This is a genomic window from Kitasatospora sp. NPDC059327, from assembly GCF_042752535.1.
Lineage (GTDB): Bacteria > Actinomycetota > Actinomycetes > Streptomycetales > Streptomycetaceae > Kitasatospora.
In genome coordinates this window covers 38,332-52,050 of sequence record NZ_JBHYYB010000043.1, presented here as the reverse complement: position 1 = coordinate 52,050, position 13,719 = coordinate 38,332, and the positions used below count along the sequence as shown (strand labels likewise).

At 72.1% G+C, this 13,719-nt stretch carries 11 protein-coding genes; 6 read left to right on the top strand and 5 right to left on the bottom strand.

Annotated features, from left to right (window positions below; all coding sequences use genetic code 11):
- The first annotated feature begins 9 nt into the window (after positions 1 to 9).
- Positions 10 to 1,122, top strand: coding sequence for a radical SAM protein (locus tag ACFXHB_RS24855; protein ID WP_380576818.1), 1,113 nt, complete (start codon positions 10 to 12; stop codon positions 1,120 to 1,122).
- A gap of 54 nt (positions 1,123 to 1,176) precedes the next feature.
- Here the strand turns inward: ACFXHB_RS24855 and gltX are convergent, their stop codons facing one another.
- Complete coding sequence (gene gltX, locus ACFXHB_RS24850) at positions 1,177 to 2,538, bottom strand: glutamate--tRNA ligase (RefSeq protein ID WP_380576835.1); 1,362 nt, start codon at positions 2,536 to 2,538, stop codon at positions 1,177 to 1,179.
- 314 nt (positions 2,539 to 2,852) lie between these two features.
- On the opposite strand from gltX, the gene ACFXHB_RS24845 reads away from it, so the two are divergent.
- On the top strand, positions 2,853 to 3,263 hold the full coding sequence (locus ACFXHB_RS24845) for a GNAT family N-acetyltransferase (RefSeq protein WP_380576817.1): 411 nt from the start codon (positions 2,853 to 2,855) through the stop codon (positions 3,261 to 3,263).
- Between the two features lie 204 nt (positions 3,264 to 3,467).
- A complete protein-coding gene (locus tag ACFXHB_RS24840; RefSeq protein ID WP_380576816.1) occupies positions 3,468 to 4,037 on the top strand; it encodes an HD domain-containing protein in 570 nt (189 codons plus the stop codon).
- Here ACFXHB_RS24840 and ACFXHB_RS24835 read toward each other — a convergent pair.
- The 3 genes from ACFXHB_RS24835 to ACFXHB_RS24825 form a co-directional block, all read right to left on the bottom strand.
- A complete protein-coding gene (locus ACFXHB_RS24835) occupies positions 4,025 to 4,498 on the bottom strand; it encodes an NUDIX hydrolase (RefSeq protein ID WP_380576815.1) in 474 nt (157 codons plus the stop codon). The genes ACFXHB_RS24840 and ACFXHB_RS24835 overlap by 13 nt on opposite strands.
- The gene (locus ACFXHB_RS24830; protein ID WP_380576814.1) at positions 4,488 to 5,255 is read right to left on the bottom strand and encodes an XRE family transcriptional regulator; all 768 of its coding nucleotides are present in this window, start codon (positions 5,253 to 5,255) and stop codon (positions 4,488 to 4,490) included. The genes ACFXHB_RS24835 and ACFXHB_RS24830 overlap by 11 nt, the downstream gene beginning before the upstream one ends.
- 426 nt (positions 5,256 to 5,681) lie before the next feature.
- Positions 5,682 to 6,965 (bottom strand): MFS transporter, encoded by a 1,284-nt coding sequence (locus ACFXHB_RS24825; RefSeq protein ID WP_380576813.1) that lies wholly within the window; start codon positions 6,963 to 6,965, stop codon positions 5,682 to 5,684.
- Between the two features lie 274 nt (positions 6,966 to 7,239).
- Between ACFXHB_RS24825 and ACFXHB_RS24820 the strand changes: the two genes are divergently transcribed.
- Positions 7,240 to 8,490: an IS701 family transposase gene (locus ACFXHB_RS24820; RefSeq protein ID WP_380576812.1), complete on the top strand. Its 1,251-nt coding sequence runs from the start codon at positions 7,240 to 7,242 to the stop codon at positions 8,488 to 8,490.
- A 105-nt stretch (positions 8,491 to 8,595) separates the two neighbouring features.
- Here the strand turns inward: ACFXHB_RS24820 and ACFXHB_RS24815 are convergent, their stop codons facing one another.
- Positions 8,596 to 10,515: a helix-turn-helix domain-containing protein gene (locus tag ACFXHB_RS24815; protein WP_380576811.1), complete on the bottom strand. Its 1,920-nt coding sequence runs from the start codon at positions 10,513 to 10,515 to the stop codon at positions 8,596 to 8,598.
- Positions 10,516 to 10,741: 226 nt separating this feature from the next.
- Here ACFXHB_RS24815 and ACFXHB_RS24810 point away from each other — a divergent pair, with 226 nt between their 5' ends.
- Both ACFXHB_RS24810 and pabB read left to right on the top strand, forming a co-directional pair.
- Positions 10,742 to 11,458 carry a 50S ribosomal protein L11 methyltransferase gene (locus ACFXHB_RS24810; protein ID WP_380576810.1) on the top strand — a complete coding sequence of 239 codons (717 nt, stop codon included), beginning with the start codon at positions 10,742 to 10,744 and terminating at the stop codon, positions 11,456 to 11,458.
- 70 nt (positions 11,459 to 11,528) lie between these two features.
- Positions 11,529 to 13,643, top strand: coding sequence for an aminodeoxychorismate synthase component I (gene pabB / locus ACFXHB_RS24805; protein ID WP_380576809.1), 2,115 nt, complete (start codon positions 11,529 to 11,531; stop codon positions 13,641 to 13,643).
- Positions 13,644 to 13,719 lie beyond the last annotated feature (76 nt).

Sequence of the window (13,719 nt, the reverse complement as noted above, 5' to 3'; positions counted from 1 at the left end):
AGGACCACCGTGACCATCCTGACCACCGTGCCCCACGCCCTGGTACACGCCGCCGGGCACGCCACCGCGGCCAAGGAACCGTTCCTTTTCCTCTACATCACCGAGAGGTGCCAACTACGCTGCAAGCACTGCTATATGGGTGACCGCCTCGCATCGGAGCGACGCATGGCCCCCGCCACGGTCGAGGACATCCTCTCCAGCCTCCGCGTCGCCTACGGCCAGTACAAGGTCTATCTCCTGGGCGGCGAGCCGACCACTCACCCCCAGTTCGGCGACATCCTCGACGTCTGCAAGGAGCAGGGCTACAAGGTCGTCCTGACCTCCAACGGTCTCATCGCCCCCAAGACCTGGCCTCTGTTGAAGGATCGGCTCGACTCGTTCTCCTTCTCCATGGACGGTGCCCGCCAGGAGACGCACGAGCAGATGCGGGGCCCCAAGACCTGGCGTCCCCTGCTCGCGAGTATGAAGCGCGCCGTCGCCGACGGCTTCCAGACCCGCGCCATCTTCACTGTCACCACCGCCAACCAGGGTGACGTGTTCGATGCCATCGACCTCGCCGACTCCATCGGCCTGGAGATGCTCTCCTTCCACTACTTCACCCCGACCGGGCTCGGTCTCGACAAGCCTCATTTCCAGATCCCACCCACCGAATGGGCGGACTTGTGTACCCAGATCCGCCAGTCTGCCGCCGGCCGCCGACTACGCGTCTTCTACCCGCCCGCGTTCGCCACCGCCGACCAACTCCCCGCCCTTCGCGCCGCCGGATACGGCGGCTGCACCGCCCGGAACCTCGAACGCCTCGCGATCTTTCCTGACGGACGGGTCTACATCTGCTCGGCGTTCTTCGACACCGATCTCCACTACGGCGAGTTCCGCAACGGGGCCATCCGCCCCCGACTCCAGGACGGGATCAGCGAACTCACCCTGGTCAACACCGTCTCCTCCAACTGCCGCACCTGCCAGCACAGCTCCACCTGCGGAGGCGGCTGCGCCGCATACGACCACCTCCAGAAGACCCTGACCAGCAGCAACTGCGACCGCAGCACCATCCCGGTGTGCCCGCTGTGGTCAATGCCCGCCGAACCGGACGGCACCGCACACCGTCTGGTTGACCTGCGTTGAGCAGGCGCAAGCGTGGGTCCGCACAGCCCAGTGGGCGTGCGGACCCACGAGCTGTCACACCAGCTCGGCCAGCGCCTTGTCCAGGCGCAGCAGAGTCCGCTCGCGGCCGAGCGCCTCCAACGACTCGAACAGCGGCAACCCCACCGTACGGCCAGTCACTGCCACCCGGATCGGCGCCTGAGCCTTGCCCAGCTTCAAGCCGGCCTCCGTAGCCGTCTCCTCCAACACCGTCTTGAGCGCTTGCGCCTCCCACTCAGCGTCGGCCATACGCCGCCGCGCCGCGCGCAGCAGATCGGCCGCCCCCTCCTTCATCGCCTTCGCCCACGACGCCTCGTCGCGCACCGGCTCGTCCAGGAACAGGAAGTCGACGTAAGCGGTGATCTCCGACAGCACCGAGATCCGTGTCTGCGCAAGGCCCGCCACCGTGGCGAACAGTGCCGGGTCGAACGCCTCGGCACGCCAGGGTGCCTGAGGTGCGGCGAGCCACGGTGCGCACGCCGCCACGAACCGCTCCACCGACAGTGCCCGGATGTACTCCCCGTTGAAAGCCGTCAGCTTCTTCACGTCGAAGAACGCCGAGGAGCCGTTCACGTCCTCCACACGGAACAGCCGCTCCAACTCGGCATAGGGGCGGATCTCCACGTCGTCCTTTGGACCCCAGCCCAGCAGCATCAGGTAGTTCACCATCGCTTCGGGAAGGTAGCCCTCGGCCAGGTAGTCCTCCAGCGCCACCTTGTCACGCCGCTTGGACAGTTTCTGCCGCTTCTCGTTCACGATGACCGGCAGGTGCGCCCACACGGGGGGCTCGGCGCCCAGAGCGCGCCACAACAGCTGCTGCTTCGGAGTGTTCGACAGATGCTCCTCGCCGCGGATCACCTGGGTGATCCCCTCGTCAAGGTCGTCGACCACGTTGGCCAGGAGGAACACCGGGCTGCCGTCGCCCCGAGCGATCACGAAGTCCTCGATGGCCGAGTTGGGGAACTCGGGGTTGCCGCGGATCAGGTCGACCACCACGGTTGCACCGTTGTCCGGGGTACGGAACCGCAGAGCGCGGCCGGCCTCAAAGCCGAGCCCCCGGTCGCGGCAGAAGCCGTCGTACCCCAGCTGCTGGGAGCCCGTGCGCTCGGTGACCTGTTCGCGCGTGCAGTCGCAGTAGTACGCGAGGTCGGCCTCGTGCAGCCGAGCGGATGCCTCGCGGTGCCGGACCTCGTTCTCGGACTGGAAATAGGGGCCCTCGAATGCCGGGTCCGCCTTCGAGATGCCGACGGCCGCGAGTGCGCTGATGATCCCCTCGGTCCACTCCTCGCGGTTGCGCGCGGCGTCCGTGTCCTCGATCCGCAGAACGAACTTGCCGCCGCGCTGTCGCGCTGTCGCCCAGTTGTACAGGGCAGAGCGGGCACCACCGACGTGGAACATGCCCGTCGGGCTCGGAGCGAAGCGGACACGAACCGGAGAAGGGTCAACAGTCATGGACACACGGTAGCGGCGCGCGCATGCTCCGGTTGCCGTTCATCTTGATCAGTGTTGACCTGATAGCTGGGAGGGAACACAACGGCGGTAGCAATCATCAGGCTGATGGCGGCGACAGTGCAGGCTCACCGTTGGCGACCATCGGTTTCTCGAACAAACACCCCCCGAGGTTCGCCCCAGTGTCCAGTACGACATCGCGAAGTCACCCCATCGAGGGGCGGGGCGATTCGGTTGCACGGAGAGTGACAGTCGCTGATGCGATGCCGATAGCACGGATTCGTGCGGCGATGATCGGAGCGGCTCCGACAGGCCGGTGGTTCGAGGATCTCGCGGGTTACCTGGTCGACGGCCTCGCAGCCGGCGGGGACATGGCTGGGTTCGCGATCGGCGGGCCGGATGAACGGTTGATCTCGGTCGCGCTCGGAACCATCTACAAGGCGCCTCCCGGACCCACCTATACCGGACGCACAGGGTACGTTCACCTCGTTCTGACCGACCCGGAACACCGCCAACGGGGCCACGCTGCGGCGGTCATGACGGCACTGCTTGCCTGGTTCTGGGAGCAAGGCTGTGGGCTGGTCAGCCTCACCGCCAGTGCCGATGGAATTCCGCTGTACCGCAGACTTGGTTTCAAGGACAACGTCGGCTCCATGAGACTTTTGCGGCCCTGAACAGCGACTGCGCCGAACGCGTCGCCCAGCGTGCACAACCCGAAGGGTGCCCTGCCCAGGACATTGTCCGAACCTCGTTGTCCGGCCCCTGGGTATGGTCCATTTGCTGAGCGAATGAACGGACGGGGCGGCGATATCGGCCGGACCGCCGCTGTCCGGCGCCGGCCCGCATGGAACAGTCACCCGGCGGGGAAGGCCGACAGCGTGACGGAAACCTTGCCCCAGTGGGCGCGGCGGATCGCCGAACAGGAGCTGGCGGGCACCTTGCCGAGGCGGTGGTCACACTCCCAGGGGGTGGCGCGTCAGGCTGCGCGGCTGGCTACGGTGGCCGGGCCCGACGACGGCCTGCTGGTCGCGGCGGCGGTGCTCCACGATGTCGGCTACGCACCTCGCCTGGCCCTGACCGGCTTTCATCCTCTGGACGGCGCGCGATTCCTGCGGGACGAGCACGGTGCGGACGAGCGGCTGGTCCAGCTGGTCGCCAACCACTCCTTCGCCCTGCTGGAGGCCGAGGAGCGTGGGCTTCGGCTCCAGCTGGAGGGGGAGTTCCCGTTGCTTGAGGACCAGATGCTGGTGGACGCGCTGGTCTACTGCGACATGACCACGACCCCCGACGGGACGCCGACCAGCGCCCGGGACCGGGTCGCGGAGATCGTCGCCCGGTACGGAGCCGGCACCCTGGTAGGGCGCTTCATCCAGCGGGCACAGGTGGAGATCGAGGCGGCGGTAGCCCGTACCGAGCGGCGGGTCGCCGCTGAGGTTCAGCCGAGGTAGGGGTACTGGCCGCTGAGGTAGTGGCCGATCTGCTCGCGCATGCTCGGGTGGACGTCGTAGTCGTCCAGGTCGCCCGGCCGTACCCAGAGCACGCCGTCCGCCTCTTCGTTGATCGTGGGCGCGCCGCCGACCGGGCGGCCGATGTAGACGACCTCGAACTGCTGGCGGGCTTCGCCGTTGCTGCTGTAGACGACGACGTGCGCCGGATTGGAGTAGACGCCGAGGAAGCCCGTGATCTCCGCCTTGATGCCGGTCTCCTCCTCGCACTCCCGCACCGCGCAGTCGGCGGCGGACTCGCCGATGTTCTGCTTGCCGCCGGGAAGCGCCCACTGCCCGGTGTCGCGTCGGCGCTGCAGCAGGATCGCGCCCTCCTCGTTCTGAACGAGCAGGTTGCTCGCGGGCACCAGCGAGTTGGCCGCTGGTGCCGCCGGATCGCCGTAGTACTCAGTCCTACCGGCCATGCGACTGCGCTCCTTCAGCGTCGTCCGTCCACGGCCGGGCGGAGTCCCATACCGCGTCGAAGCTCGTAGCGTAGCGGTCGAACCACCCTGTCTCCGGGGCCTTCTGGAGGTGCAGCAGGGGGTTTGCGGACGCGGGCTGGCCCCAGATGTGTGGGTTGACCAACAAGTCGTTGTCGTAGCGGAACAGGGAGTTGTAGAGGGTGGTGTCGTGCAGACGGATCTCGCAGCCGGGCGCCCCCAACAGCGGCCGGTAGTAGGTGAGCGAGGCGCGGACCTTCGCGGCGAGCGCATCCCCGATCCCCTCCTCTCGCCCGCGGATCGCCACGGCGCGGCTCTGCGGGTCACCGAAGCACAACCGGATCCGGGCTCCGGCCGCCGCGCGCTGGGCGAGCATGGTGGCGATGCGGGGGTTCGACTGGGCCAAGAACGTTCCCGAGAACACCAGCACGTCGATGCGCTGCTCTGCTGCCAGCAGCAGGGAGAGCCATGTCTCCCGCGGGACGCTGGCACGGTCTGGGTATGTGGCCACGAGGCCAACTTTCTGTCCTGGATCTTGTCCGTTCCTGGGCCGGGTCTCCGGCCAGAGGAAGGACTCGTCCACCTTCAGGTGGTGTGCGACGCTCCACCGATGACGTGCGTGGGGTACACGGCCGCTCAACCAGCGGGCAACGGTCTTCGGGTCCACCTCGCAGACCGTCGCGAGGGCCTCCGGGGGGACACCGCGCTGGGTGAGTGCGGAGCGCAGTCGCTCGTTCACAGCGGATATCCAACCGGAGTCCCCGGGGACCCGCAAGGACGGCCCGAGGGCCCGCGGCAGCCGACGCGCGCACGGATCACGTCGTCGAGCGGCCTGTCGTCGGGGTTGCGGCGTTTGGCCGCACTGGGGGCCGCCATGTGGTCGGCGACGGTGTGTGAGGCGGAGTCGATCCGTTTCGATTGTCCGATCGAGAGGAGAACACTCGATCGAGCGTGTACCGCCGCGCGGCCGGCAGCGGGGCTTCCTTCGGCAGCTGACTGCCGGTCGCCCGGGGTGCCGCGCCCAGCCGGCGATCGGATTCCCTGGCAGGACGGCGCCCCCCGGGGCCGTGCTCGGCGGAGACAGAACCCGGCGTACAGGCCGACTCTTCCGCCCCTCCTGCCCCGACCCGCGTGAACGCGGGTCGGGGCAGCGGTGTTTCCGGGGCTACTCGGCGACCGGGGCGGGTGTGTCCTGGCGGCGGGGGACGGGGGTTTCGGTGTTCGGGGGGCCCGGTCGGGTGCGGGCGGCCCAGGCGGCGACCGGGGGGCCGGCCGCGCCGAGGCAGGCGAAGAAGGCACCGAGGAGCAGCCAGCCGGCGGACCCGAGCGCGAGGACCGCGCCGGTCAGGATCACCGGGGCGAGGGCCTGGCCCGCGTTGAAGCCGATGCCGAGGAAGCCCTGGTACTGCCCCTGGGCGTGGTCGGGCGCGAGGCCGAAGCCGAGGGCGAAGCCGGCCGAGGACTCCCAGACCTCCCCGACGCTGTGGACGCACACGGCGAGGACGGCGAGCGCGGGCGCGACCCAGACCGGGACGGCGGCGGTCAGGGCCATCAGCGGGCAGCTGACGAGGAACAGGATCCCGGCCAGGCGGAAGGCGCGGCCGCCCTGCCGGGGCGTCTCCACCCTGGCACCGAGTCTGCTCTGCAGGGCCACGCAGACACCGCTGTTGATCGCGTAGACGGCCGCCACGGTCCAGCGCGGCGCGTCGGTGTGGGAGCTGAGCCAGATCGGCAGCAGGAGCGAGACGACCTGGTACTGCAGCCCCATGGCGCTGTAGAGCGCGACGAAGGACACGTACGGCCGGTCGGCCAGGACGGACCACTGGCGGTGCCCCGCGGGCCGGGGCAGCGGCCGGTAGTTCGGGAGGCCCAGCAGCGCGACCAGCGCGGTGCCGGCGAAGCTGGCGGCGTTGGCGAGGATCAGTGCGGTGTAGGCGGCGCGGGTGTCGATCTGGATGGCGACGGCCGCGCCCAGGGTGCCCACGACGACGCCGAGGTTGACGAAGGTGCGGAGTCTGGCCCGGAACGCGGCCGGGCGCTCGCCGCCGGCCCTGGCGATGAGCGCGCCGCCCGCGGCGCCGCTCGCCGTGGCGGCCAGCCGGTCCAGGGTGGCGACGAGGGTGAAGGCGAGCCAGCTGTCGATCAGGACGAACGAGGCCATGGCCACGGCTTGCAGGACGAGCGTCGTCAGCCAGATCGTGCGCGGTCCGTACCGGTCGGCGAGGTTCCCCGCCGGTATGCCGGCCGCCAGGCCGCAGAGGCCGGCGATCGTCAGGCCGGCTCCCACCTGGGTGGCGGGCAGTTGCACCACCAGCGTGAAGTAGAGGATGGCGGCGGTGTTGAAGAGACCGTTGCCGACCCGGTTGACGAAGGAGGCCGCGATGAGCGCCCGCTGCGGACCGGAGGTCGGCTCGTCGGGCACCCGTCGCTCGAACCCCCGCGTGATCATGTCAGCCAGGCTAGCAGCGGCCCTCGGCGGCGTTCCGCGTGGTCCCGGGGGCCCCACCCCGCCGCCGCTCCGGGGGGTGGCCCGGCACCCGCTCGGGGGCGGTGGGGGCGCGCCGGTGCTCCGGGGTTCGCGCCGGGCGGCGCCCCCGATGGTGCCCGAGCGACCCTTGACAGCTGCGGTGAGGGGGCCGGCCCACCTCCCCAGCGGGCCGTCGGGCCGTCAGTCTTGACAGGGCGGCGACCTGAGGCCGCCGGGTCATCGAAGGGGGCAAGTCGTGATCGTGCCGTTCGGCGAGAGCGGGGTCGGGTCGGAGCTGTACCTGCCGCAGCGGCGTCACCCGGCGGGTGGGCCGGGCGACGTGTGGGAGGCGGCGACCGCCGAGCTGGCCGGCACGCTCTTCGCCTCGCTCACGCGACGCGACCAGCGTCAGAAGGGTGAGCAGTACCTGCGGGGGCTGCTGCAGGCGCGTGGGCGCAAGTCCATCCGCAACATCGCCGCCCATGTCGGCGGCCCCGCCGCCGAGCAGAGCCTGCACCACTTCATCAGCAGTTCCACCTGGGACTGGATGCCGATGCGGGAGGCGCTGGCCCGTCACCTCGCCCGGACGGCGGCCCCGCAGGCCTGGGTGGTGGGCCCGATGCCGATCCCCAAGGCCGGCGACCAGTCGGTGGGGGTGGAGCAGGGCTTCGACCATTGCCAGGGTCAGAGCTTCCACGGCCAGCAGGCCTTCGGGGTCTTCTACGCCTCCGAGCTGCTGACCGTCCCCGTGCACTGGCGGCTGTTCCTGCCCGGGTCCTGGCTGCGGGACGACCTCAGACGGCGCCGGGCCGAGATCCCGGAGGGGATCGCGGAGGAGACGCTGCCGGACTGCGCGGTCGCCGCCTTCACGGAGTCGGTCGGCAGCTGGCGGGTGCCGGCGCGGCCGGTGGTGCTGAACACCTACGTCGACCGGGTCGCGGCCACCGTCGACCGGTTCACGGCGGCCGGGCTGCCGGTGGTCGCCCGGGTCAGCGGTACGTCCCGGCTGGAGGTCCGTGACCCGGCGCTGCCCGGGTACGGCGGCGGACCGCTCGCCGCCCAGCGGATCCTGGCCTCGGTCAAGGGCCTGCGCCGCCGCAGTACGTGGGGCGGGCCGACCGGGGCGGGCGGGTCGCTCACCGTCGCGGTCCGGGTCGGTCCGGCGGACGGCTCCGGCCGGGGCCGCCGCCCCGGCTCCGGCGACGGCGACCGCGACCTGCTGCTGCTCGGCGAGTGGGCGGACCCGGACAGCTCGCCGGTGGCGCTGTGGGTCACCAATCTGGCCTCGGCCCCCGCGGGCGCGCTGCTGCGGCTGACCAAGCTCGCCGGGCGGGCGTGCCGGGACCTGACCGGGGTCGGCGAGGAGGTCGGCCTGCGGGACTTCGAGGGCCGCTCGTTCCGGGGCTGGCACCGGCACATCTCGCTCGCCTCCGCGGCCCACGCGGCCACCGCGATGGCGGGGGTCGGCGGGAGCCCGGCCGAGTACCCGACCCCGCGTTCGGCCTGACCGCGCGACGGCCGGCGGACCGGCCCGGACCGGGAGCAGTCCGGTCCGGGTCGGTCCGGCGGACGGCCCCGTCCGGTCCACCGCGCCGGCCCCGGTGGGCGGGCCCTACCGTCCCGTTCCCGGGTAGATCGCCCCGCGGGCCCGGTGGAGGCGCAGGGCCAGCTGGATCTCCAGCGCGCCGCCGGGCTGCTGCCAGTCCGGGCCGAGCAGTTCGGTGATCCGGTCCAGCCGCCGGGAGACGGTGTTGGTGTGCACGTGCAGCTGCTGGGCGGCCCGGGTCGGGCTGCCTCCCGAGGTGAAGTAGGCCTCCAGGGTCTGTACGAGGTCGGTTCCCCGCTGGGCGTCGTAGTCGATGACGGCGCCGACCGCCGTGGTGATGAAGGCACCCGCGTCGCGTTCGTCGGAGAGCAGCAGCCCGAGGAAGCCCAGGTCCGACGCCGACGCCGTGCCGCCGATGCCGCCGAGGGCGACCAGGGTGTCGAGGCAGCGCCGCGCCTCCTGGTAGAGCTTGCCGACCGACACCAGGTCCTGGGCCGGCCCCGCCGCTCCCGCGGAGACGGCGTGGCCGAGCAGGGGCGACAGCTCGTTGGAGGCCGCGCGGGCGGCGGCCGAGGCGTCGGTGCCCGGCAGGAGCAGCACCAGCAGTTCCCCGCTGACGGTCTTGAGCCCGCCGTGCCGGTAGGCGTAGGAGGAGGCCCAGACGGCGGCCTCGCCCTGCCGGCCGCCCTCGGGGCGCAGCACCAGGACGACGTGCCGGCCGGCCGGGTCGATGCCGAGCCGGCGGGCCCGCGCGCTCAGGCGCCGGCTCGACTGCGGTGTGCTGGCCAGCAGGTCGTCCAGGTACTCGTCACGGGCGGGCCCGGCCGCGGCCGACACGCTGTGCCGCAGCAGCAGGACGAGCGCGACGGCCTGCCCGGTGGAGTAGAGCAGCTGTCTGCCCTCCTCGGTCAGCGGAGTCCTCGCCTGGAACAGCAGCACGCACGGGCCCGCGACCCCGGTGGTGACGTGGGTCGCCCAGACGGTGTCGGTCACCGCGATCGGGGCGCCGGCGGCGTGCGAGTCGACGAGGGCCTTGACCGCCACCGCCTCGTCCAGACGGGGGAGTTCCCCGGTGCAGGCCAGGATCTGCCCGGACGCGTCCCGCAGGACGAGGGTGCCGTCGAGGGCGTCGCCGACGGCCCGGACGATGTCGTGCGGCTCGGCGCCGCCGAGCACCCGGTCGGCGAACTCGCTCTGGGTCCGGGCGACCAGGCGGGTGCAGGCCAGGGCGGTGTCGGTGCGGGCGGCGGCCTCCCGCACCTCGGCCAGCTCGGCCCGCAGGCGGTCCGCCCGCCGGGTGGCCTCGATCGCCGCGGCGGCCATGTCGGCGAACGAGCGCAGCAGCCCGACCTCGTCCGGGGTGAAGTGGCGGCGCTGGCGGGCGGCGCCGTAGAGCGCGCCGACCACCACGTCGCCGTGGGTCATCGGCACCGCGAGGATCGCGCGCAGGCCCTCGGCCCCCACCACCGCGTCGATCTCCGCGGAGTGCGGGAAGCGGTCGTCGGTGAGGTAGTCGGAGGTCCAGAACGGCGCTTGGCGGCCCTGTGCCTGCTCGCCGAGACCGAGACCGCGGCGCAGTGACAGGCCCTCGCTGAGCGCGGTGGTCTCACCGTCCGAGCGGTGGACGTAGGAACCGCCCTGGGGCAGCCGCAGACTGACGTACGCCATGTCGAAGTCGAGCAGCCGCCGCGAGTGGCCGGTGATGACGTTCAACAGGGAGTCGAGGTCGGGCTGGTAGGCCAGGTCGCGGGCGGTGGCGACCAGGGACGCCAGCGACGCCTCCCGTCTGCGCCGCTGGTCGGCGGCGGCCCGCACGTCCAGGGCCAGCCGGACGGCGTGTTCGAGCCGGCCGAACTGCTCTGCGGTGAGGTCGTCCTGACGGGCCGTCCACAGCAGCTCCTCGAAGCGGCCGGGGGGTGCCTCCTGCGCGAGGAGTTCGAGAACGACAGGTGTATGGGCGTCCATCGACGCGTCGCCCGAGTTCAAGAAGCGTCCCCCCACGCAAGACCCACGAGATCGTTGGTGGAGCCTAGGTTGTGCGTTTGTGCTGGTCAAGAGAGAGCCGCCGGGCCGGCCGGCCGCGGTGTGCTCCGAACACCGCGGCGAAGGGCCCGAGGTGTCATCGGAGCACCTTACGGGGCGCCCCGCGGTTTCGGAACGATGACCTCGGAAGTCGGACAGCGGCCTTCCTCGAAAAGGCAAGGGGCGGGGGATGACAGATCTGAAGAGTTACGCGAGATCTCTGGAACGCAGCCGGTCGGCGCTGACCCGGGAGGACCGGCCGGACCGGTTCACCATGGCGGGCCGGGAGTGGGACCTGCTGCCCGGGGTGTTCGCGCCACCGTTCTCGGCGACCACCGGGACGGCCATGGAGATCCTGGGGTTGGTCGGCGCACGGGAGACGCCGTACCGGCAGCACGGATCGTTCCTGGAGATCGGCGCCGGTACCGGCATCATCGCGATCACCGCGGCCCTGGCGGGCTGTGCGCGGGTGGTCGCCTCCGACATCAACCCGGTCGCGGTGGAGAACACCCGGCGCAACGCGCTGCGGCACGGCGTCACCGACCGGGTGAGCGCCGTGCACAGCGATCTGTTCTCCGCGCTGGACGGCGGCGAGCGGTTCGACACCGTCTACTGGCACTCCAACTTCGTGCTGGCACCGACGGACTACCGCTACGCGAGCGACCACGAGCGCGCCTACGTCGACCCGGGCTACCGGGCGCACCGCGGCTACCTGGTCGAGGCGCCGTTGCGGCTGACCGAGGGCGGCCGCGCCCTGCTGCAGTTCAGCGACCGCGGCGACGTCGAGCGGCTCCACGAGATCGCCGCCGACTGCGGCCGGGTCCTGCTGGTCCGGCACCGGCAGGACTTCCTGGAGGGAAGCGAGACGATCGAGCACATCCTCTTCGAGATCCGCACGGCGGACTGACACCGCCGTTCACGCGGCCGACCCGTCCGCCGACCGGGCGGGGGCGCCCGCCCGGGGCCACGGAGGTACCTTGCGCACGCTGCTCGTCGACAACTACGACTCCTTCACCTACAACCTGTTCCACTACCTCGCCCAAGTGGGCGGCCACGAGCCGGTGGTGCTCCGCAACGACGATCCGCGGTGGCACCGCGGGCTGCTCGACGCCTTCGACAACGTGGTGCTCTCGCCGGGGCCAGGGAACCCGGCGGTCGCGGCCGACTTCGGGATCTGCCGGGAGATCGTCGAGTACGCGGACCTTCCGCTGCTCGGGGTCTGCCTGGGGCACCAGGGGCTGGCCCTGGCGCACGGCGCCACCGTCGGGCGGGCCCGTGAGCCGCGGCACGGCCAGGTCTCGCCCGTCCTGCACACCGGTACCGGCCTGTTCGAGGGCCTGCCCTCGCCGTTCGAGGCGGTCCGCTACCACTCGCTGGCGGTGACGGACCTCCCGGCGGAGCTGGAGGCCGTCGCGTGGACCCCGGACGGCGTCCTGATGGGCGTCGAGCACCGGTACCGCCCGATGTGGGGGCTGCAGTTCCACCCCGAGTCCGTCCTCACCCGGCACGGTCACGACCTGCTCGCCAACTTCACCCGGCTCAGCGCGGCCTGGCGGGCCGAGCGCGGCCGGGAGCGGGTGGAGGCGGTGGCCCTCGGGCCGCTCGCCCGGGCGGGCGGGGAGTGCGCCGCCGGGGGCGACGAGCCGCCGTCGCGCTCCCTGCGGGTCCTGGTGGAGCGGCTGCCCACCCGCTGGGAGGACGAGGTCGCCTACGACCGGCTGTTCCGCACCGGGTCGTACGCCTTCTGGCTGGACAGCAGCCGCCCCGACGCGGCCGGCGGGCGGTTCTCGATCATGGGCGACGGCTCGGGGCCGCTCGCCCGGGTCGCCGAGGCCGACGTGGCGAGCCGGACGGTGACCGTCCGTTCGGCCGGGGGGACCGAGGTGCTGTCGGCGGACTTCCTGGACTGGCTGGACCAGGACCTGCGGGCGAACCGGGCCGAAGTGCCGCCGCTGCCCTTCGCGTTCGCGCTGGGCTGGGTCGGCTACCTCGGCTACGAGCTGAAGGCCGAGTGCGGTGGCGGGGCCGTCCACCGGTCGCCGGACGCCGACGCGGTGACGGTCTTCGCCGACCGCGCGCTGGTGCTGGACCACGCCACCCGCACCACCTACCTGCTCGCCCTGGCGGAGGAGGGCGAGGAGGACGCGGCCCGGGCGTGGCTGCGCACGGCCGAGGACGCGCTGCGGTCGGTGGCCGGCCTGCCGGCGGGGGAGCACCCCGAACTCCCGGACGTGGGCGAGCTGTCGCTGCGGCACGACCGCGACGCCTACCTGCGGCTGATCGACGACTGCCAGGACCGGATCGCCGCCGGCGAGACCTACGAGGTGTGCCTGACCAACATGATCGAGGCCCGGGGCCACCTCGACCCCTGGGACGGCTACCGCGCGCTGCGCCGCGGCAGCCCGGCGCCGTACGGGGCGCTGCTCAGCTTCGGCCGGCTCTCGGTGCTCAGCACCTCGCCCGAGCGCTTCCTGCGGATCGAGGCGGACGGCGGGGTGGAGTCCCGCCCGATCAAGGGCACCAGGCCGCGCGGGGCGACCGCGGCGCAGGACGCCGAACTGGTGGCGCAGTTGCGCGCGGACCGGAAGGACCGGGCCGAGAACCTGATGATCGTCGACCTGGTCCGCAACGACCTCGGGCGCCATGCCGAGATCGGTTCGGTGCGGGCCGACCGCATCTTCGAGGTGGAGACCTACGCGACCGTCCACCAACTGGTCAGTCCGGTCCGGGCGCGGCTGCGCGCGGGGCGCGGCGCGGTGGACTGCGTCCGGGCCGCGTTCCCGCCGGGTTCGATGACCGGGGCGCCCAAGGTCCGGACGATGCGGATCATCGACGAACTGGAGGCCGGTCCGCGCGGCGTCTACTCGGGCGCCGTCGGGTACTTCTCACTGACCGGGGCGGCCGACCTGAGCGTGGTCATCCGGACCGCGCTGGTCACCCCGGGCCGGATCCGCTACGGGGTCGGCGGCGCCGTCATCGCGCTGTCCGACCCGGCGGACGAGTTCGAGGAGACCGCCGTGAAGGCGGGACCGCTGCTGGCGGCGCTCGGGGCCCACTTCCCCGGGCGCCACCCGGATCCGGTGGTGCTCTGAGCGACCGGGGGACGGCGCGCGGCCCGGGCCGTCCGCCGTCCCCCGGCCGCCCCGACTCAGGAGAATCGCCCAGGTG